This is a genomic window from Rhodopseudomonas faecalis (assembly GCF_003217325.1).
Classification (GTDB): Bacteria; Pseudomonadota; Alphaproteobacteria; order Rhizobiales; family Xanthobacteraceae; genus Rhodopseudomonas; species Rhodopseudomonas faecalis.
Genome location: NZ_QJTI01000019.1, coordinates 65,911 through 85,863, shown reverse-complemented (window position 1 = coordinate 85,863; position 19,953 = coordinate 65,911). Strand labels below are relative to the sequence as shown.

19 protein-coding genes, 2 tRNA genes and 1 pseudogene are annotated in these 19,953 nt (G+C 63.4%); 12 read left to right on the top strand and 10 right to left on the bottom strand.

Features of this window, described 5'->3' with window-relative positions; translation table 11 throughout:
- Both BJ122_RS14435 and BJ122_RS14430 read left to right on the top strand, forming a co-directional pair.
- A pseudogene (locus BJ122_RS14435) lies at positions 1–210 on the top strand (IS4 family transposase); the annotation flags it as partial.
- A gap of 446 nt (positions 211–656) precedes the next feature.
- Complete coding sequence (locus BJ122_RS14430) at positions 657–2,015, top strand: DUF6538 domain-containing protein (RefSeq protein ID WP_110781849.1); 1,359 nt, start codon at positions 657–659, stop codon at positions 2,013–2,015.
- A gap of 45 nt (positions 2,016–2,060) precedes the next feature.
- Here the strand turns inward: BJ122_RS14430 and BJ122_RS14425 are convergent, their stop codons facing one another.
- Both BJ122_RS14425 and BJ122_RS14420 read right to left on the bottom strand, forming a co-directional pair.
- On the bottom strand, positions 2,061–2,564 hold the full coding sequence (locus BJ122_RS14425; protein WP_110781838.1) for a hypothetical protein: 504 nt from the start codon (positions 2,562–2,564) through the stop codon (positions 2,061–2,063).
- Between the two features lie 264 nt (positions 2,565–2,828).
- Entirely contained in the window at positions 2,829–3,395 is a 567-nt protein-coding gene (locus BJ122_RS14420) for a hypothetical protein (protein ID WP_110781836.1), read from the bottom strand.
- A 45-nt stretch (positions 3,396–3,440) separates the two neighbouring features.
- Here BJ122_RS14420 and BJ122_RS14415 point away from each other — a divergent pair, with 45 nt between their 5' ends.
- Together BJ122_RS14415 and BJ122_RS14410 are read left to right on the top strand one after the other, a co-directional pair.
- Positions 3,441–3,983, top strand: coding sequence for a recombinase family protein (locus BJ122_RS14415; protein ID WP_110781835.1), 543 nt, complete (start codon positions 3,441–3,443; stop codon positions 3,981–3,983).
- Positions 3,984–4,503: 520 nt separating this feature from the next.
- Positions 4,504–5,472 (top strand): hypothetical protein, encoded by a 969-nt coding sequence (locus BJ122_RS14410; protein ID WP_110781833.1) that lies wholly within the window; start codon positions 4,504–4,506, stop codon positions 5,470–5,472.
- Between the two features lie 542 nt (positions 5,473–6,014).
- On the opposite strand, the gene BJ122_RS14405 is transcribed toward BJ122_RS14410, so the two are convergent.
- From BJ122_RS14405 to BJ122_RS14395, 3 genes are all read right to left on the bottom strand, one after another.
- Positions 6,015–7,340, bottom strand: a complete 1,326-nt coding sequence (locus BJ122_RS14405; protein ID WP_110781831.1) for a hypothetical protein — start codon at positions 7,338–7,340, stop codon at positions 6,015–6,017.
- A gap of 284 nt (positions 7,341–7,624) precedes the next feature.
- Positions 7,625–7,918: a hypothetical protein gene (locus BJ122_RS14400; RefSeq protein ID WP_146227203.1), complete on the bottom strand. Its 294-nt coding sequence runs from the start codon at positions 7,916–7,918 to the stop codon at positions 7,625–7,627.
- Between the two features lie 175 nt (positions 7,919–8,093).
- A tRNA-Gln gene (locus BJ122_RS14395) sits at positions 8,094–8,167 on the bottom strand.
- Positions 8,168–8,775: 608 nt separating this feature from the next.
- Here BJ122_RS14395 and BJ122_RS14390 point away from each other — a divergent pair.
- From BJ122_RS14390 to BJ122_RS14380, 3 genes are all read left to right on the top strand, one after another.
- On the top strand, positions 8,776–9,081 hold the full coding sequence (locus tag BJ122_RS14390; RefSeq protein WP_110781828.1) for a hypothetical protein: 306 nt from the start codon (positions 8,776–8,778) through the stop codon (positions 9,079–9,081).
- Between the two features lie 75 nt (positions 9,082–9,156).
- On the top strand, positions 9,157–9,606 hold the full coding sequence (locus BJ122_RS14385; protein WP_146227202.1) for a hypothetical protein: 450 nt from the start codon (positions 9,157–9,159) through the stop codon (positions 9,604–9,606).
- Between the two features lie 15 nt (positions 9,607–9,621).
- Positions 9,622–10,737 carry a nucleotidyltransferase domain-containing protein gene (locus BJ122_RS14380; RefSeq protein WP_110781825.1) on the top strand — a complete coding sequence of 372 codons (1,116 nt, stop codon included), beginning with the start codon at positions 9,622–9,624 and terminating at the stop codon, positions 10,735–10,737.
- 223 nt (positions 10,738–10,960) lie between these two features.
- Here the strand turns inward: BJ122_RS14380 and BJ122_RS14375 are convergent, their stop codons facing one another.
- The 3 genes from BJ122_RS14375 to rlmB form a co-directional block, all read right to left on the bottom strand.
- Positions 10,961–11,626 carry a dTMP kinase gene (locus tag BJ122_RS14375; RefSeq protein WP_181418962.1) on the bottom strand — a complete coding sequence of 222 codons (666 nt, stop codon included), beginning with the start codon at positions 11,624–11,626 and terminating at the stop codon, positions 10,961–10,963.
- Positions 11,627–11,639: 13 nt separating this feature from the next.
- Complete coding sequence (locus tag BJ122_RS14370) at positions 11,640–13,028, bottom strand: NAD(P)-binding protein (RefSeq protein WP_110781821.1); 1,389 nt, start codon at positions 13,026–13,028, stop codon at positions 11,640–11,642.
- Between the two features lie 488 nt (positions 13,029–13,516).
- Positions 13,517–14,341 (bottom strand): 23S rRNA (guanosine(2251)-2'-O)-methyltransferase RlmB, encoded by an 825-nt coding sequence (gene rlmB, locus BJ122_RS14365; RefSeq protein WP_110781819.1) that lies wholly within the window; start codon positions 14,339–14,341, stop codon positions 13,517–13,519.
- Positions 14,342–14,530: 189 nt separating this feature from the next.
- Between rlmB and BJ122_RS14360 the strand changes: the two genes are divergently transcribed.
- The 3 genes from BJ122_RS14360 (at position 14,531) to BJ122_RS14350 (ending at position 16,642) form a co-directional block, all read left to right on the top strand.
- Positions 14,531–14,616 (top strand) — tRNA-Tyr (locus BJ122_RS14360).
- 424 nt (positions 14,617–15,040) lie between these two features.
- Positions 15,041–16,162, top strand: coding sequence for a RuBisCO large subunit C-terminal-like domain-containing protein (locus BJ122_RS14355; protein WP_110781818.1), 1,122 nt, complete (start codon positions 15,041–15,043; stop codon positions 16,160–16,162).
- A gap of 3 nt (positions 16,163–16,165) precedes the next feature.
- The gene (locus BJ122_RS14350; RefSeq protein ID WP_110781816.1) at positions 16,166–16,642 is read left to right on the top strand and encodes a cupin domain-containing protein; all 477 of its coding nucleotides are present in this window, start codon (positions 16,166–16,168) and stop codon (positions 16,640–16,642) included.
- A gap of 10 nt (positions 16,643–16,652) precedes the next feature.
- Here BJ122_RS14350 and BJ122_RS19300 read toward each other — a convergent pair whose 3' ends face one another.
- A complete protein-coding gene (locus BJ122_RS19300) occupies positions 16,653–16,829 on the bottom strand; it encodes a hypothetical protein (RefSeq protein WP_181418963.1) in 177 nt (58 codons plus the stop codon).
- A gap of 351 nt (positions 16,830–17,180) precedes the next feature.
- Here BJ122_RS19300 and bchO point away from each other — a divergent pair, with 351 nt between their 5' ends.
- On the top strand, positions 17,181–18,161 hold the full coding sequence (bchO, locus tag BJ122_RS14345) for an alpha/beta fold hydrolase BchO (RefSeq protein ID WP_110781814.1): 981 nt from the start codon (positions 17,181–17,183) through the stop codon (positions 18,159–18,161).
- A gap of 4 nt (positions 18,162–18,165) precedes the next feature.
- Here bchO and BJ122_RS14340 read toward each other — a convergent pair whose 3' ends face one another.
- Positions 18,166–18,348, bottom strand: a complete 183-nt coding sequence (locus tag BJ122_RS14340) for a hypothetical protein (protein ID WP_110781813.1) — start codon at positions 18,346–18,348, stop codon at positions 18,166–18,168.
- A gap of 193 nt (positions 18,349–18,541) precedes the next feature.
- Between BJ122_RS14340 and BJ122_RS14335 the strand changes: the two genes are divergently transcribed.
- Positions 18,542–19,948: a 4Fe-4S binding protein gene (locus BJ122_RS14335; protein ID WP_110781847.1), complete on the top strand. Its 1,407-nt coding sequence runs from the start codon at positions 18,542–18,544 to the stop codon at positions 19,946–19,948.
- Positions 19,949–19,953: the final 5 nt, after the last annotated feature.

The following is a 19,953-nucleotide window of genomic DNA, read 5'->3' as shown; positions in this document are numbered from 1 at the left end:
ATCCTGGCTGCCATGATCGCCTATCTGCTGCTGCGGATCGCCGCGCGCGAAAGCCGCCTCGTCATGCCCGCGATACGCTTCGCCGGTCTGGTCGCCGCATCCCTGTTCACGCGAAAACAGCTCGCCGAGATCGACCGGCCTCCAAAGGTCAACCCTTCCGCCGCCCGCCCGCGTGTCTCGCCCGACCAGATGAGCTTCTGCTATGTATGACTTTCCCCGGACAGCCGTGCGCGCGGGCGGGAAGAGGGAGAATTAAAGAAGCGAGGACGTTGCCATCGAAAATTGGCGGGTCAGCAACAGGTGAACGCGATCGAGCTTTCCAACTTGCTGTTCGCTGCCCTGGAGCGCTGCCTCTGACTTGCGATGAATAAACACTACCACGCGAGGCAGCACTCAACGTTCATACCGTGTGTAATGTCGCAGGGCTTCACAGGATTCTGGTAAGCACCGATTGTAAGGGTGAGGTCTGCACCGATTGAGCTCAGCGGAGCTGAGGCCATCAAAAGTCTGCTTGTTTGACGGGCAAGCTGTCTTTGCTGTTATGCGATTGGCTGGGGAACCTGGACCCCCATCCATTATGGAAAAAAGCCCAGCAATCGCTTGTTTATGGGCATTCCATAGCCTAAACCTAGGTGGTTAATCAAGGTGGTTTGGCTGTGGATAGGAAATATCTGGTCAGGCAGCACAACGCGTGGTCGGTGGTTGTGGAAATACCGAAGGACCTGCGGCAACAGGCGGGTCAAGCGCGTTTCAAGAAATCCTTGGGCACCGACAGTTTGGCCGAAGCGAATCGGTTGAAGCATCCGGTTGTTGCTGAATTTCAGCGCCGCATTGACGAACTGCGGCGTGGGGCTCCTGATCCGAAGGCGGCAATTCTCCGAGATGCCTTAGAGTGGCGCGCCGCTCTGGCGGTGGCCAGCAGAACACCAGCGGATGATGACCCTGCGCACCCCTCTTCAGAGGGCGCGACGTTGCACGGCGAACTTCTCGATAAGGTCAAAGAACTTTCCCGCGAATTGGAAGCCGAGGGAAAGGAGGAGCTTGCCGCTGCCTTCTATAAAACGGCCATCGGGGAGGGGACGCGAATTGAGGGCCTGTACCAAGCTTGGATCGCAGAGAGCGCGGTCACAGGGCAAACCAAGTCTCAGCACAGCAGCGCCGTGAAGCGCTATAAGGCATGGGCAGGCGAGTTCGCCACGGTCGAGGAGATGGATCGAAAGAAAACGGGCGCATACGTCACTGAGCTGCTGTCAAACTCTGGGCTCGCGCGCCGCACCGTCAAGCGCCACCTTTCGTCCCTTTCGCAGTTCTGGCTTTGGCTGAGCAGCAAGGGGTACACATCAATCAGCCCGGACGAAAATCCTTGGTTGCGCCACAGGCTGGGTAAGCCGACCAAAGGCAGTGCCAAGTATCGCAAGGTACTTGAAGAGGCCGTGCTGTTGAAGTTGCTCAGAGGACGTTACAGCACTGATAGATACGGGCCAGTGCTTTATGATGCCTTGCGCCTTGCACTGCTCCAAGGTGGGCGGTTGGATGAGCTTTGCGCGCTGAAATGCTCCGAGATTCACAAGCGTGCTGACGGGTATTGGCTGGAAATATCTAGTGGAAAGACAGATGCCGCAGTTCGCGAAATACCGGCACACCCGCTTGCGGTGCCGATATTGGAGCGCCGACTGAAGGACCGGGATGAGTTCCTGTTCAAGGGGCTTGTCCCTGGCGGACCAGACAACAAGCGTAGCTGGTACGTCAGCAAGGCTTATGGTCGCTTCCGCAACAGCCCAAGCGTTGGCGTGAAAGGCAAGGGCAGGGATTTCCACGCTCTTAGAAATACGTTCATTGGGTATATGGAGGGGCTTAAGGTGGCCGAAAGCACCGTGAAGCTCCTGGTCGGCCACGCCCGCCAAAGCATGACCTTCGGGCACTACTCGCAGGGGGAGCGGGTGGACTTACGGGATGCGATTGACATGCTCGATTACGGTCCGGGCGTCATGCAAGCGATACAAGATCAGTATTGACCCGGTGCAAAAGGATGTTCGGCCATCCCTGGAAGCCTGTCTGCTCTATTGCGGGGCAGATTGATCAAAGCCATCCTCAGGCGGACCAAACACAGAGGCGGCTTTGAATGTCTCCGCGAGCTTGAGAACTCTGACGGCATCAAGCCATAGGCTAACGCCGCGAATTCTGCCCTTCTCCCAGGCTGCGACGAGTCCCCCGATGCGGATTATGGAACCTCCACAGATTGACACGCCGTTGTTGAGTGGCTGCCCTTTGGCATCTACGAGATCAGGCTTCTTCTTGGGGCTCTTGAAGACGAACGCGGTGTCGCCTTCCTTGGTCTCCTTCCACGGAAGACAAGTGATCGTCTTGCCGGGGAAGTTGGCTTCGGCGACCTTCTGGATTTCAGCCTGGAAGGCTTTGGTATAGGCCTCATCCACCGCGATAGCATCGGTCTTGTACTTGCCATCCGGGAACGCGCCCTCGGTTTCGGGTTCAGATAGGTGCGGGGACCGCGCGGTCATGGGCTCAGTAACGAACTGAACGTACTTGATGATGTTGCTCGGCATTTGTCTTGCTCGCGGGCGCCATGTCTATGTTGACATTGCTGCCATGCGAATCATCGGCGTACAAATGTATGTTTCTGTGTTTGCTATGCGCGCGTAGTTGATGCACTTGTGCGCCAGTCATCGTGTTAATCGATGGCTTCCCATCTCTCATCATCGAATGTTCTGTAGCGCGGCCCCCGCCTGTTGGAGACTGTCGCGGCTGAAGCTGCGCGATGCCATCGACAAGCTGGATTACGGACCCGAGGTGATGCGGGCTATTTCCATCTAGCCCCCTGGCCGACAATCAGGCTGCCGAGTCGCGCGATGGTCCGCCTTTTTGGTGGGGCGCGCCGCGGGACCGGAATTAACGATCTTTTCCTTGATGGCTGTCCCCATGGCCGAAAGCAGGACGATTGGGATTGCAATCTCAAGGTCGAACACAGCGTAGTTGATGGCTTTATCTACGATCACCCACCCCGTGTAGTCGGATGCCGCTGTGATGGTGAACTGAGAAGCGATGGTGTGGGGGTGCCAAACGCCAGTCTTGAGCCAATCGATAGCCTGTCCGCCGACGATGAATAGCGCGGCCACCAACAAAAACTCCGCCCATACGACCAGCAAAAAGACACCGATGGCCGCGACTACGATAACTCCGATCCAGCCCACCGCCGCCTCCCTTCTCCTTAAAGCCCCGAAACAGCAGAAGCCTACGTGAAAGAGGCCCGCAACCAATAGTTCGTTAGTCGGCAGATTGCTCGCGGGCGCGTCGTCTCGCGGGGTATACCCAAAAGGTGCAGCGGCATGAGACGCTGAAAACGTCTCAATAGAGTTGACGTTGATGTTTTGGTACATCATATTCGCGAGGTCTAAACCCTAACGAGACAAAGGGGCCTCGCCATGACAGCAATTGGATACGCCCGCGTCAGCACCACTGATCAGGACCTTGAGCTTCAGGAGAGCACTTTGCGCGCGGCGGGGTGTGACTTGATCCGCTCAGAGAAACGCAGCGGCACGAGCACAACGGGCCGAACAGAGCTTCAAACCGTTCTCGATTTCCTGCGACCCGGCGACACGCTGATGGTGACGCGGATTGACCGACTAGCCCGCAGCATTGGGGACCTTCAGGACATCGTGCGAACAGTCAAAGCCAAGGGTGCAGCCCTTAAGGCTACTGAACAACCTATCGACACGAGCACGGCTGCTGGCAAAGCCTTCCTCGACATGCTGGGGGTGTTCGCAGAGTTTGAGACGAACCTCCGCAAGGAACGGCAGATGGAAGGCATCGCGAAAGCCAAAGCGGCCGGGGTGTACAAGGGGCGCAAGCCGAGCGTTGACGCCGCGCAGGTGAAGGCGTTGCGCGCGAGTGGCATGGGGCCTTCTGCCATCGCCAAGGCCCTCAAGATCGGCCGCGCATCGGTCTATCGAGCGTTGGAGGCGTGAGGGCAGGACAATGGCGCACGGCGGGGGTGACATCTTTCAAATTCTCTCAGCCCTACTAGTCCTCTCAGGGCTGGCGCAGAGCACCGAGTTATTCCTGATGAGTTCAGTGGGGCTCGCTGGATATTTCTGGCTTCTGCATTGATGTGCCTAATGTCTGAGGACGGTGGGCCGAAATTGCCCCGGGGTGTACATCGCGCATCGGGGCTTTCGGGTTAGCGCCGCGCTCCGCCATTCAGCCTTGTCAGCTTTCCCCGTCCCGCCTTTGCCCGAATAGGGTCCCCCTGGCGCTCCCGAATTGGCCGCGATTTCGCGAATGCGGTTTCAAAAGATGTGAGTAAATCCCGCGTTGTTGTTAGACCGCATCGAGCGGTGAAAGTCCCCCGAGTCCTCCGGCTGCCCGGAGCGGCAAAAAGGCACCAAAAGCGCCTCAACATGCGGCACTTAGGGGAATTGGTGTGCCCCATGACAGAGAGCGAGGCTGATTAGGGCCGAACTCCTCCACACCAACCAACGAACAACAATGAGCACTCAGAGCAAGCAAGAGACTAACGCCGTATCGGCCCCCTGGTCCGTCCAGCAGCCCTACCTACAACAGGCCTTCTCAGGCGCATCAAGCGCCCTCGGCAAGACGAACGCAAACACCTATTCCGGCCAACAGGTCGCCCAGTTCACCCCAGACCAGCTCGCCACCTTCAGGCGCATGAGCGGCTTTGGGGCCGATACAGGCGCTGCAAGCGGCACCATGGCCACAGGTGCTGGTGTGGCCAATGCGGGCGCCAGCGCGCTCCAGGCCGCCATGAAGTCCATGGAGGGCTTTGCGCCCCAGGGCGGCACTGACACCAACATCACTGCTGCTGGTCAGTACGCTGACAACCCGTACATCTCTGGTGCCATCGACGCGGCGATGCGCGACGCCAACCGACAGGTGAATGAGCAAGCCCTGCCGGGCCAACAGCGCTCTGCGGCCCTCACGGGCAACACCATGAGCAGCAAGAACGCCTTGGCTCAGGGTGTGATCCAGCGCGGATTGGCTGAGAAGGCTGCTGATGTCAGCGCCACTATGCGGCAACAGGCGTATCAGACCGGCTTGGGCCTCGCTGAGCAGGGGCGACAGTTCGACAACAACGCCATCCTAGACGCTATGAAGGCTTCGGCGGCCACAGGCGGCTCAGCGTTCAGCTCAGGTGTTGATGCTGTGTCCTCTGGCATCGAACAGGCCAAGGGCCTCTTCGACATCGCCAACGCTGGTGGTGCCGGTCAGCAGCAGAACACCCAGAACCAGATCGATGATGCCAGGACCCAGAAGGAATACGCCAACAGCAACACGTGGCAGAACCTTCAGAACTTCTACAACATCATTGGCGGGAATAACTGGGGCGGTACCCAGAACAGCACGACTACCAGCACGCCGAGCCAAATGAACACCATCGGAGGGCTTCTTGGTGCTGGCGGCCAGCTCGCGCGCCTCCTTCCGTTCAACTGGAAATAGTTCTCAAGAAGAAGGTGCCGCCGAGGGGGCGCTAGGGCGGCGATAGGCAGTGAGGGGGCTTTTCGCCCCTCATGGGCTTAAAGGGTCCTAGGAGGCCACAGGAAGTCGCTGAGCGCGTTTTATGTAAAATGGCTACCAACCCAGCCGAATGCATTAGAGCGAATCAGTGGGCTTCCTAAGGTCTTCTAGGGCCCACCCTCCCAATCCTGGCAGCGGTTGTCGATGAAGAAGCGCCCGTTCCCAACAATCGATCTACGCGAATTCAAGGGGCTAAGGGGTCTGCACAATATATAGTCGCAAACTCTGATTTCGGTCTATATATAGGCAGAAGTGCGGCGCTGCCGGTATCATAGCAGTGGCAGTGGCATGCCATCCCTTAGTGTTCCTTCTATTTATTGGTTTCCCTCTCCCTCATCCTTAGCCCTCTCTAGGATAGAACAGGATGGTAGTAGTAATTCCCTCTGTTGGTGATGATGAGGGGGGGCTAGAGGAAGGGGCTGGAACCTAGCAACGTATTGCTCTTGCCCTACTTAGCCTGCCTGTCAGCATTCCGTCACGGCAAGACCGGCCATTTCCCTGACCCTCGGCTCCCGTACTGTCCAATGGCCGCCGTAGTCCTCCCAAGCCTCTTCAACGGCATTTGCGCCTAGCACTTCGCTCTTGGTCTTGATTATTGGCAGGACGCCGATGGTGTAAGCGAACTGCCCATAGAGCGCCCGAGCCGCTTCGCCCGCATCAGACGCTTTGACTATCAGGCTGTCATGAACCGGCAGGGCTGGAATCCCGCGCCGCATGAGCATCTGTAAGGTGCGGATCAGAACAGTTGCTTCGGCGAATTGGAGGTCTGCCCAAGTTGGTGAGCCGGATGACCCGAGCTTGTGAAGCGCGGGAAAGGTCTTCAGCACCAATTGCCCGACCTTGGGTGCGGTGATGATAGAACTGATCTTCGCCCCAGCGTTCTTCTTGGCGTAGGCTGACGTAATGTCGTCTGACCACCGCTTGCATGGCTTGTTGTTGCCAAGACTGGCCACGATCCAGCCCTTGACTATGGGTCTCAGTGCCGATGGCGCGATGTCACCAGTGACCCGAGCATACAGGTCTTCGCCACGAGCCAACGTCAAAGGCTGACCGACCAAAGCGTGGAATATCGTCAGTTGCGAAGCCGCAATGTCGAGTTCAATCACCTTGCTACCGTCAATAGTAATCCCGGCTCGATCCTGCCCGCTAAGGTTCTGATAGCTCACTGAGCCGGGCTCTGCTTCGCTGTACAACCGCCCGCCTTTGTCCCAACCGTAGGTGCTAGCGTCGTCGCATACGTTGAATTGGCGATAAAACCGGATATGCGGCGCACTGATCTTGAAGCCGCTCAAGAAGGCGTTGATCTCTTCCAGCTCAGCCGTCAGCCGCTCTGTGAGCCTGGAGGGTCGGAAGCGCACATCCATCCCTGCCGAGTTGCGAGCCCTGAGCAGGGGCCTGCGGAAGTGCTGATGCATGGTGCCGGGGGTGATTGCCTCGGCCTCAGCCCACGAGAGCAATAAGGCCGTGGCTTCGTAGGTCGCCGCCTTGCCTCCGAGGTTCACCGTTTGCCTGTCGTCATCGCCCCAATCAAAGTCCCGCCACCGATGCTTACCGCTCTGGTGATGGATCAGCCCGAGGCTCACCATTGCGTCCCGCGCGCTCTTGAAGTCGCGCCAAGACACATAGCGTCCTGTGAAATTCTCCTTTTTGCTGGGAATGGCGACACGACCAGTTGACCTAATCTCCGCTTTCGCCATCAGCACCTCGCCCAACAGCCGCTCAACGGCCGATTTGAACTCGCTGGCCTTTTCGGCGCCGCGCGCGCGCTTACGGTTCTCGCTCGCCAGCACGGCAGCGAGAATGCGTTCAGCAAGTCGCTCAGCCGCCTCGGTAGCTGCTGAGAAGTCGAACGTTACTAGGATGTCTTGTCTTGGTTCGGCTTCAGGGGGGGGCTGTGCTCATGGGGAGGATCGGAATTTCGAGAAGGGTGCTTTTAGCCGTTGAGCGGCCGTGCACCAAGCGCAGACGGAGCACGCGGTACGGTTCTCGAAAACGGCCCGTATCGGTTTATTTCGGCCGGGTGGGCCGAGCGGCGAAGGCAGGTTGCGCTGCCTCTGCCGCCTCTTGGTGAGTGTCAGGCAGCCCGAGAGCGCTTTGGCGCCTTCGCGGGCTTCTTGCTGCTGCCCCGCTTTTCATGGCGCGCGGTCTGCTGGGCATAGGCGTTATGGATTTCGAAGAAAGGCACGCCCGCGATTTCGGCGACTTCTTCCAATGACCCGCCAATCTCATCCGAGAGGGCGTAAAGCTCCTCGCTCAGCCTTGTGGCGGCCATCATCAGTCCAAGGATATTCGAGAAGGCGGCGAGCTGGCGCTTGTCGTCATTGCCCCTGCGCCGGGGTCTGGTCTGTTTTGGTGTGCGGGTATTCAAGTAATCCTCCTGCTGCGGCGCGATGACGAAACAAGAGCGCTCCATTCCCGGCCGGAAACGGAAACGCCACGAACGACACAGCTTGAGGAGCTAGGTGGTTGGGCTAGGTGGTTGCACATTCGCGCCATCTTGCTAACGTCCTCAAACTGCTGAGGTTTTGTCAACAAGCGGTAGCTGGCTGGGGAACCTGGATTCGAACCAAGACAAACAGAGTCAGAGTCTGTTGTGCTACCATTACACCATTCCCCATCCGAGCCCTGGCAAGCCTGGGGCTGGAAGGTCGGATCAGGGCACCGCAGGTGCGGCGGCGCGCCGCTTCGCGATCCGAACGAGCGGACTTCTAGCCGCCCCATCGCGGCTCTGCAAGAGCTTCCTCGCGTCTGAATGTGGATCGTTCTGTCGATCGTCCAGGAATGTGCATCTTGCCCGCTGCGGCTGGCGTTCTGGCCTGCGGGCGGCCGGCAAATGGTGCGCCGGCAGCCGTGTCGGCGTTGCAGCATTGATCAATGCTGCCGGGTAGGGCCGGGCTCAATCGGAGCGGCCGTCGTTCCCAGAGAAATCCGGCTGGCGGTTATTGGCGCGCTGAGGTGTCGCTTCGGCTGCAGAGCCCGGTGGCAACCGCGGATGCTGGGTACGGCGCGCTCGGCTGTTGAAGGCCCCGGCGAAGCGTGCGCTGCGTTGAGGGAGTTACCCAGCAGCAGCCCGGCCCAAGCCCAGCCCAACCGGTCAGCCAGCACCGCTCACCCGCGTGTCCGCGCTGGTGGAATTTTCGCGATACAACCTGAGATTGCGCTTGAACCAAAACGCGCGCTGTGCGAGTGTTGCAACCATAGGTTTATCCAGAAGGAGGAAGGTCAATGGCGACTTATCGACGATATGCCCGCAAAACCCGGACCCGCTGGACCGGGAAGCGCAGCCGCAGCTCGCAGCGCGTCACCGGCTTTGCCGCCACCCCGGCCGGCAAGCACCGTAAGCTCGGCGCGCTGCTGCTGCGGCTGGCGCGCCGCGCCAAGGCGATCGGCAATCGCAGCCACGCCGCGGCGATGTCGAAGCTCGGGCGCCGCGCGCTGGCGCTGTCGCGCACCGAGGTGCGGCTGTGGCGGCAGGGCAAGGCGCTGCAGAAGCGCTCCTACGCCACCCATCGCGCGCTGCGCGCCTGGTAGGCGCCGCCGCGGTTATTTCCCACCTGTGCCCGCGCGCCGCGCTCGGCGGCGGGCCCTGCGCGACAAGGAGGGCTCATGGCTGGATCGACATTGTTCGGCTACACGGTCGAGGATGATGACGGCAAACTGGTCATCACCGTCACCGGCGCTCTCGCATCATCGCTGCTGCAGCGCTTCAGCGCCGATGCCGTCGGCCAAAATCCCCGGCTGATGTCCTCCTTGCTGCCTTTTGCGGAGCTTGGCTCGCGCGCCGTGCAGTTGCAGCCGCGGCGGCCGCTGCGCCCGTCACGGCCAATCGAGGCGGCGCCGCCGCCCGATGCCGAGCCGCCCGATATCAAAGAGATTTTTGGCCAGGGTTTTGATCGCAGCCACAGCGAGTTTGAAGCGCAGCTCGCCGCCTATCGCGAACTGCTCGGTGGCGGCAGCAGCCGTGCTGATCGCTCGCTGGCCGATGCGCCGATCCCCGACATGGCGGTGCCGCGGCGCAGCCGAAGGATCGTCAAACGCGCCAAGCGGCGGAAGTAATGCGGAGCGCGTGCCATGGTGCAGCTATCCCCGGAAGAATCGCTGCTGCTGTTGAGCTGCCGGGTGTTGCTCGGCAAATCCGACGATGCCGTGCTGACATCGCTGGTGCAAAGCGGGCCGGACTGGTCGTTCGTGCTGTGGCGTGCCGAAACCTATCAGACGCTGCCGCTGCTGCATTATCATCTGCAGCGGCTCGGGCTTGAAGACGCGGTGCCGGATGAAGTGCAGGCCTATCTGCGCAACTGGACCACGGTGTCGCAGGCGCGCTCGCGCGAACAGTTTCGCGAGCTCGGCCGGGTGGTGGCGGCGCTGCAGCGGCTCGGCATCGATCATTATGTCATGAAGGGCGCGGCGATCGCCGCCTCGGTCTATCCTGATCCGTTGCTGCGGGCGATGCAGGATCTCGACATCATGATATTGCCGCGCGACGCTTGGCGGGTGCAGCGCGAGATTTATCGGCTCGGCTATAAGCATGGCGTATTCGATCCGAAGAACGGCCGGTTCACGCCGATCTTCAAGCCGATCACGCCGCAATCGCTGCGCAGCAAGCACGCGCTGCATTCGGTGACGCGCACCGTGCGCATCGCGGCGCCGATCGCGCCGACGCTGCTGCCGGAAGCGTGGCGGCGGCGGCAGCTGAAGAGTTTTTCCAACAGTGACGGCACGCTGACCGTGCCGGTGTTCATCGATTTTCACGTCAGCCTGTCGCCGGGCATGGCGCTGGCCGATGTCTGGCGCGGCGCCAGCGCGGAAAATCTGCTCGGTCAGCAGGTCAAGCTGCAATCGCCGACCGCGATGCTGTGGTTCAGCGCGGCGCGGCTCTATCACGAGGCGTTTCAGCACGGCACGCTCAAGCTGCAGATGTTCGGCGATGTCGATGCGATCTTGCGCGTGCATCACGATCGTATCGATTGGGCCGAACTATTGGTGATGGTGAAGAAGTACAAGATCGAGCCGGCGCTGTTTTATGTGCTCAGCCAGGCGCAGCGGCTCTTTGGCTCGCCGATGCCGGCCGGCGCGCTGGAGCTGCTTGAGCCAAGCCAAAGCAAAGCGCCGGCCGAGCATGATTGGGGCGATATCCTGCCAAAACTGCTATCGCGGCCGCTGGTCAATGATTTCGAGTTCGCCTGAGTGAAGCGTCGCTAACACAGCGACGCTCTGGCGGCTGCGATCGCCAACGGACTCCCGTGAGCATGCGGCTCGGCGCTGTAAACACAGTCGTAGCGCTGTGCGCAGATGTCGTGCGGACGACGGAGCTACGTCATCGCATCATCACACTATCGTCGATCACATGTAGGGAGCAGAGCGCGTGCCGCGCCATCGGCGCAGCATCGCGGATCATGGCTTCCGCTGATCACTTCGCCAGTGCCGCCAGCGCCAGCGCTTCGATGGCATCGCCAAGCTGCGACGGCGACAGCGCCGTTGTCTGCAGGACCACCGGCCAGCGCTGCTGTGCGGCGATGGTGGTCAGCACGCTGCGCACCGAGCCCTGATAGCCGCAAAACGCTTGTGCCGGATCGGCGGCAAAACCGTCCCAGCGGCCGATTTCGGTGGCGCGGAAATCGCTGCGGCGCTGCCAGGCCAGCGCCGGATCGATGTCGAGCAGGATGACCAGATCGGGCTGCAGCGCGTCGGCAAACAGCGCATGGAGCCAGGGCAGATCGAGCCCGATCCGCAAATGCGCCTTGGCCATCACCCTAAAATAGCTGCGGTCCATCACCGCGACGTCGCAGCGCTCGGGCAGCACGTCGGCGGCATAGGGGCGCAGCGCGGAAAACCACGCCGCCAGCAGGAACAGATAGAACTGCGCGTCGAGCGGATCGTGCTCCGGTTCTGGCTCGGCCGGCCAGATCAGCGTCCGCAATTGCTGCAGCCGCTGATCGGTGAAGGGGTCGCCGAACACGACGCTGTCGCGCGTCAAAAGCTGCGCGCGCAGCCCGCGGGCGGCGAGCCGCTCGCACAAAAGCCGGCTCGCCAGCGATTTGCCGGCACCATCAATGCCCTCGAATGCGATGATCATGCCGGCCTCGCCGCTATAGTTGCAGCTGGTCGGAGCCGGCGCCGCGCCGCGCCGCCGCGAAATCGACCAGCGCGCCGTCCGGGATTTTGCCGGCGTATTTTGCGGCGATGGCCTGGCCGACATAGTCGCCGCTGACCAGCGCCGGCACCAGGCCGCGGAACCGGCCGGCGACGTCGCCGCAGCACCAGATGCTCTCGGTCTCGACTTTCAGATCGGCGTCGGTGGCGGGAAATAGTCCGACGCCCTCGATCGCCGGAAACAGACAGATCGTTTCCGGCGAATCGAGATCGGGATATTGCGCCAGCAACGCATGAAGGCCGCCGCGCAGCGCGGCGCGCAGCTCGCTATGGATCAGCTGATCGATCGGGCCGCGCACAAAGTGATCGCGCGGCTGCCAGGGACGCTGCGGCGGCGCGTCATTGGCGGCACCGACCGGCGCGCCGCCCAGAAATTCCGGCAGCGGCTGCCAGAACGCCATGCGCGAATCGCCGAGATGCGCCTTGAAGTGTCGCCAGATCGCGCGGCCCTGTTCGCAGCGCTCGCCGGAAAAGCGCGGCAGCAGCCCGAAATTGGAGAAGCCTGAGCGCGGGCCATCGGAGCGCCCGGACAGCGCCGAGCCCTCCGGGTAGGGGATGTGCCAGACCTCGCCGTCGCGGCAGGTGCAGAAGGTGCGGATCTGCAGGCCATCGCCATCGAGGATCAGCTTGACGTCATTGTCCTTGAGCTGGCTGAGGAAGCCGCGGCCATTGGGATGTTCGATCCGGATGCCGATCTCGTAGCGCTGCTCCTGCAGCGCCAGCCGCGGCTGGCTGACCAGTTGCTCGAGCGCGGTGCCGCCGAATCGGCCGGTGGCCAGCACCAGGTCGCTGAACAGCTCGGTGCGCAGCTCGCCGGTCGGCAGTTCGCGGTAACGCACCTTGTAACCCTGGGTTGTGGTTGCGATCGCAACCACCGGGCACAGCGGCCGGATGCGGTCGTCCTGCTCGCCGCACAGCCGTCGCACCAATTCGCGGCGCTGCGGCAGCGAGCCATATTGCGAGCCATAGGATTTGTGGCTGAACCCGGTGGCGGAGCCTGACAGCGCCACAGGTTCGCTCGGAAAGCTCGGCGCCGGGATGCCGATTTCGGTCAGCAATTCGGTGATGGCACGATAGGACTGGCGCAGCCGCAGCCCGTTGCCAAGCTGGTAAAGCCCTGTTCCAGAAGGGAAATAGCTGAATTTGCCGTCGGAAAACAGCCCGGCGCCGCCGATGCCGTAGCCGAGCTCGTCGGCGCGGTCATGGCGCCGCGCCAGCAGCGCCGGCCCAGCCTCGAACAGCCGGTAATCGATCCCGGCGCGGCGCAATGCGTAGGCGGCACCGAGGCCCGCGGGGCCCCCTCCGATGATGCAGACTTTCCTCATAACGGGTCACCTCCATGGCTATGCCCAAAAGGTGACGCAACTTATGCGTGTATGCAACTACAAAATACAACCAAAGAGAGATGCGGGAGACGATGCGCGCGCTGATTGAGGGGGCGGATGCGCCGTCGAGGCATCGGCTCAGCCGGGCCGCGCGGCGACGTCAAGCTCGGGCCACAAGCGAAAGGAGCGCGCCGGAGCGGATCGCAGCGGAGGTCATACCAACGGCGATTGATACCAACCTATCCGCACGTCATGGCCGGGCTCGTCCCGGCCATCCACGTCTTTGATCTTGCAGCGATTTTAAGACGTGGATACCCGCGACAAGCGCGGGTATGACGGTCATTGATACGACCCGATGGTATCAGACGCTCACAGCAGCGCGTTATGGCCGGGCGTCCCGGCCATCTTTGATGGTGCGTTATTTTTTGGGGGCGAGACGCCCGCGGCCGGCGCGGGCAGGGCGTGCCCGAGGCTGGGCAGCCGCTGCGTTACCGGCCCATCAGCCCGAGGCGGCTTGAGCCGACATAGAGCGCCAGCGCCGCGGCGTTGGAGACGTTCAAGCTCTTGATATCGCCGGGCAGATCGAGCCGCGCCAGCGCGCTACAGGTGTCCCGCGTCAATTGCCGCAAGCCCTTGCCCTCGGCGCCGAGCACCAGCGCCAGCGGCTCACGCAGCTCGATGGTGGCAAGATCGGCGTCGCCGGCGCTGTCGAGCCCGACCGTGAGAAAACCGCGCTCATTGAGTGCGGTGAGCGCGCGCGCCAGATTCTGTACCGTCACCACCGGCACCAGCTCGAGCGCGCCGGAGGCGGATTTCGCCAGCACGCCGGTGGCTTCCGGGCTGTGGCGCGCGGTGATCACGATCGCCTTGACCGCGAACGCCGCCGCCGAGCGCATAATGGCGCCGACATTGTGCGGGTCGGTGACCTGATCGAGCACCAGCACGATGCCTTGCTGCGGCAGCGTGGCGATGTCGGGCGAGGGCAGCGGATCGGCCTCGACGAACAGCCCCTGATGCACGGCGTCGGGGCTGAGCAGCTGATCAATCGCGCTCGGCCGCACCATCTCCGGCGTCACCCGGGTCGGGATGTTCTCTTCGGTCAGCCGCCGCGCGGCATTCTCGGTGAGCAACAGGCGGCGAATCTTGCGCTTGGGATTGGCCAGCGCCGCGGTGACCGTGTGCCAGCCATAGAGGGTCACCGGGCCATCACCGCGCTCGCCGCGGTCGCGCCAAGCGGGGCGACGCGCGGCCGCAGCCTGCTCCTTGGTGCGGCCAGGGCGTCCAAATCGATGTTTTCGCGAAGAATCTGTCATCCGCGGCTTGTCTCACGGCGCCCGCGGCTTGGCAATTCGACGGACGGCCGCGTTTATTGGTGAGATTTTCCGATCGTCGGTTGACTTTGGGGGTCGGCTTCGCCCATAACCCCGCCCGGTCGGGCGCCCAAGTATGGGCTCGCTTCCATCGCCAATGCCTTCTGCCAGGAAGGCCGGCGGATTTGGAGCGGGGGAGTGTCCCGAGTGGCAAAGGGAGCTGACTGTAAATCAGCCGCCTCATGGCTTCGCAGGTTCGAGTCCTGCCTCCCCCACCAATCTCTTCTTCCAAGAATGATTGACAAGGCGCGGGCTGAGTGTCTGCCAGTTACCCCTGGCAAGCTTGCTGGGGTGGGGACATCGGTGTGGTACCTATGGGGATTGTCGGAATCACGCAGCGTCAATTGCCGGTATGCCTTAGGCCTGTCAGTCAGAGCAAACCTCTCCCCATTCAATGTCGCGCGCAAAGCAAAAGTACCAGGGCGTTTTGGTCTCAACTCTCTCGTGGGGTGGCCTGTTGATTGTGTCCCGTAAGGTGGTGTAGCGGGCGGCGGGGCACCGCGATGGTCGGTAGAACCATGCCGGTCTGCTGGCGAGGGCTGGGAGGCCGCCAGTGGGATCAACGTGTGCCGGCGGCGCTGGCCTTGATCGCCAGAGCCGCGCATTTTGGCGTGCGGCGCGCTGCAACCGGAACCAGCATAAATGTCTCGTCTCTACGCCACTTATCATCTCAGTTGCGATGCCGCCGCGATTGCGGCGCGTGCGCAAGCGCTGGCGCTGGAGCAGAGCATCGAATGCCCGCTTGAGGCTGTCCCCGAACCGGCGATCCTCGATGAGATCGTTGCGCGGGTTGATGACATCACCAAGCTTGCGCCCGGGCGCTTTGCGGTGCGGCTGGCGCTGGCGGCGGTGACCGCGCCGCCCGAGCCGGGCCAGCTGATCAACATGCTGTTCGGCAACAGCTCGCTTCAGGATGATATCGCGCTGGTCGATGTCGAATGGCCGCAAGATTATCTGGCGGCATTCGGCGGGCCGCGGCTTGGCATCGCCGGCTTGCGGCAGCGCTGCGGCGCGCACGGCCGGGCGCTGACCGCCTCGGCGCTAAAACCGCAGGGGCTGGCGCCAGCGGCCTTGGCCGATCTGGCGGGCACGCTGGCGCGCAGCGGCATCGACCTGATCAAGGACGATCACGGTATTGCCGACCAAGCCTACAGCCCGTTTGCGGCGCGGGTCAGCGCGGTCAGCCGCGCGGTCGCCGAGGCCAATGCCGCGCGCGGCGGCCACACGCTTTATGCGCCCAATCTGTCCGGCTCGCTCGATGATCTGCGCCGCCAGCTCGATCTGGCGCGCGCCGCGGGCGCTGCGGCCGTGCTGGTGGCGCCGATGATCGTCGGTCTCGCCAGTTTTCATGCGCTGGTGCGCGAAGCCGAAGGGCTGGCGGTGATCGCCCATCCGGCGCTGGCCGGTGCGGCCAGAATCGCGCCGCCGCTGCTGCTCGGCAAACTGTTCCGGCTGCTCGGCGCTGACGCGACGGTGTTTCCGCATAGCGGCGGCCGGTTCGGCTATAGTGCTGCCACCTGCCGGCAATTGGCGGACGCGGCGCGTGCGCCGTGGCCGCCGCTGCAGCCGTGCCTGCCGGTGCCGGCGGGCGGCATGAGCGTTGATCGGGTGCCGGAGCTGTTGGCGTGCTACGGCGAAGACGTGATGCTGCTGATCGGCGGCAGCCTGTTATCGGCACGTGACCGGCTTGGCGCGGCCGCCGCACAATTTGTCGCCGCCGTTGCCGAGCATGGCGCGGCGCATCAGGCGCACAACGAGGATTGAGCGATGAGCGATCCGACCAGCAAGCCCAGCACACAGCTGCCGCCGCTGCGCCCCGCCGCGGGGCCGGGGCGTTGGCAGGATGTCGAGCTGCTGGCCTATAAGCAGGATGCCGAAGCACCGTTTCGCGACGTGACCCGGCAGGTGTTATTTGCTGATCCAAAGCTCGGCTGCGAATGGCGCTATTTCGAAGTCGGCGCGGGCGGTCATTCCACGCTCGAGCGCCACGACCACGTCCATGCGGTGATGATCCATCGCGGCCGCGGCCAGTGTCTGGTCGGCGACCAAGTCAGCGATGTCGGGATCGGCGATCTGGTGTTCATTCCGCCGCACAGCTGGCATCAGTTCCGTGCCAATGCCGGCGAGTCGCTCGGTTTTCTGTGCCTGGTCAATGCCGCGCGCGACCGGCCAGAACTGCCCGATGCCGAGCAGCTGTCGCAGCTACGCGCCGACCCGGCGATCGCGCGCTTTTTGGATAGCTGAGGCAAAATGGTCATCGCGCTTGCGGCGAACCCCGTCGCAGGCCGCGGCGCATCGCGCTGCCGAGCTCGCGTGCCGCGCCGCCAAGGATGATCAGCAGAAACTGTGCGAAGTGTGACATCTTCATCGTGGCTTCCTCCATAGTGCGAACGCTGATCCAACGGATCGCGTCTTTGATGAACGAAACCACCAGTGCATGGTTAGTTCCAAAGGGTCTGCGCTGTCGCGCGAGCCTGACAGGTCTGCTGTCAATCCAGCATGGCAGGTCGATTTGAGGGTGGACGCTTTGTCAGCGCGCGCTGACAGATTGAGCGTCAACTAACTGAGCGCCAACTAATCGAGTGACCTGCTGTTTGTGCGAGGCATTGCGAACAGGAACAACGCAGCGCGCCGTTCGTTTCATGGTTCAGATTCGCGTTGCGCCGAGACGATGCGCGCATCGATCAGGCCGCGCGAGCCAAGCCGTGCGATGCCGAGTGTGCAGACCTCGTCGATCAGTTCTCCACCTTCCGGATCGCCGCCAACGGACAGGAGAACGACGATGCGCAGCCAAGATCACCTTCCTCTCTCGTCGGTCCCTCACACCACCCTTAGGTCATTCCCCGGTCATGCCAAGCCGGATTGGGAACGCGACGGCCACGATTGGCCGAACCGCGACAGCAGCCGCTTTGTGCAGGCCGCGGGCCTGCGCTGGCATGTGCAGCAGATGGGGCAGGGGTCGGTGCTGCTGCTGGTGCACGGCACCGGCGCCGCCACCCATTCCTGGCGGAGGCTGGCGCCGCTGCTGGCCTCGCATTTCACTGTAGTGGCGCCCGATCTGCCCGGCCACGGTTTTACCGAGACGCCGCCCGCGCGGCGGCTGTCGCTGGATGCGATGGCCCATGACTTAGCTGCGCTGCTGCGTACGCTCGGCCATCGGCCGGTGCTGGTCGCCGGCCATTCCGCCGGCGCCGCGGTGCTGGCGCGCATGTGCCTTGATCGCAGCATCGTGCCGGGCGGTTTGATCGGTCTGAACGGCGCCATGCTGCCGATCGGCGGCCTGGCGGGGCGGATCATGACGCCGCTGGCGGGCATGCTGGCGGCGAGCGCGCTGGTGCCGCGGTTGTTCGCGCAATTCGCCAGCCGCGAGCGCGTCATCGAGCGCATGATCGCCGACACCGGCTCAGCGCTGGAGCCGGCCGGCGTCGAATTCTATCGGCGCCTGACCTGCAGCCCGGGCCATGTCGCGGCCGCGCTGCGCATGATGGCCAACTGGCGACTGCGGCCGCTGGCCGGCGAACTGCCGCGGCTGTCGACGCAATTGCTGCTGGTGACCGGTGGCAATGACAAGACCATTGCCCCGCACGATGCGCTGCGCGTCAACGCGCTGGTGCCGGGATCGCGGGTGGTGCGGATGCCGGGGCTCGGCCATCTCGCTCATGAGGAACGGCCGCAGGAAGTCGGCGCCTTGCTGGTGCAATGGGCGCGTCACGCCGGGCTGTTGCCGGAACTGGTGCCGGCGCGCATCCGCGTCCGGCGCTGATGGCTTAAGACCGCGCCGGGGCGGGCGGCGCGCTGCCGCGCGGCGGCGGCGTGCCCTGTTTGGCCAATAGGTGGCAGACCCGCGCCACCATGCGCTGCTTGGCGCGCTGCCGGCCGAGCGGCAGCGACCGCGCCTTGCGCAGCGCCGCCACCGCATGAGCCCGGAAATATTGGGTGCTGTCCGCCATGGCCCGTTAACGCCGATCGGCGGTCACGGTTGCGCCCGGCGCGGGCGCCCGCGCCATCCTAGGTGGTTGATCCGGCTTGGGTTCCAGGCTTGCCCGTGCCGCCTTGCCGAAAACCCGCTGATGCATCGGCGCCCCGGCCGTGCTAGGGGACGCGCGGATTTTGGCGCCGCCCGCCGCGCCGCTGGCACATCGCATGAGAGAACCGACCCCCGCATTGCCGCCGCCGCCGCGTGTCGATCTCTGGCTACATGAGATCGGCGACTGGCTGATGCGCAATCAGCGCGCCATCGCCGCCGTGCAATGGAGCGTGGTCGGGCTCTATCTGCTACTCTTGATCGTGCCGGTGCTGGCGCCGTTGCCGGAGCCGGGCGCGCGGATCTGGAACGATGTCGTGCTGTTCGCGCAGTTCGTGCTGTGGGGGCTGTGGTGGCCGCTGGTGCTGCTCTCGATGGTGCTGGTCGGGCGCGCGTGGTGCGGGCTGCTATGCCCGGAGGGCACCATCACCGAAGCGGTCAGCAGCCGCAGCCGCGGCCGCGGCATCCCGCTGTGGATGCGCTGGAGCGGCTGGCCGTTCGTGGTGTTCGCGGTCACCACCATCTATGGCCAGATGATCAGCGTCTATCACTATCCGAGTTCGGCGCTGCTGATCCTCGGCGCCTCGACCTCCGGCGCGATCATCACCGGCCTGTTGTGGGGCCGCAACAAGCGGGTGTGGTGCCGCTTTTTGTGTCCGGTGAATGGCGTGTTCGGCGTGCTGGCCAAGCTGGCGCCGCTGCATTTTCGGGTCGATAACGCCGCCTGGGATCGTTGGAACAAGCCGCGCGGCGCAACGCCGGTGGTAAACTGCGCACCGCTGGTGCCGATGCGCACCATGAAGGGCGCCAGCGCCTGCCATATGTGCGGCCGCTGCAGTTCCTATCGCGACGCGATCACGCTGGCGCGGCGCTCGCCGAACCGCGAGATCGTCGAGGTCGCCGGCGCTGAGCCAAAGCCAGTCGAAACCGTGCTGATCCTGTTCGGGCTGCTCGGCATTGCCGCGGCCGCGTTCCATTGGCCCGACAGCGAACTCTATCTGTGGGGCAAGTTGCAGCTCGCCGGCTTCCTGCTGCGCCACGACTGGCTGTGGCCGCTGCAGGGCGCGCCGTGGTGGCTGCTCACCCATCATCCCGAGCGCGGCGATGTGATGACGCTGCTCGATGGCGCGGTGCTGCTTGGCTATATCGTGGTGATCGCCGCCGCGATCGGCGGCTTTGCCGCGCTGTGCCTGGCGCTGGCGGCCCGCTCGATCGGGCACTGGTCGACGCGGCGCTTCCATCATCTGGTGCAGGCGATGATCCCGGTCGCCGCCTGCGGGGTGTTGCTCGGGCTGTCGCGCATGACGGTGTGGCTGCTGCACGACAATGGCTTGGCGATCGCCGGGCTGATGCCGCTGCGCGCGGCGCTGCTCGGCGGCGCGCTATTGTGGTCGCTGTGGCTCGGCTGGCGCATCATCGGCCGCTACAGCCAGCGGCGCTGGCGAAAACTGGCGGCGATGCTGCCATTCACCAGCGCCGTCGCTGTCAGCGGCGCGGTGTGGGCCCGGCTGTTCTGGAGTTTTTGACCGCA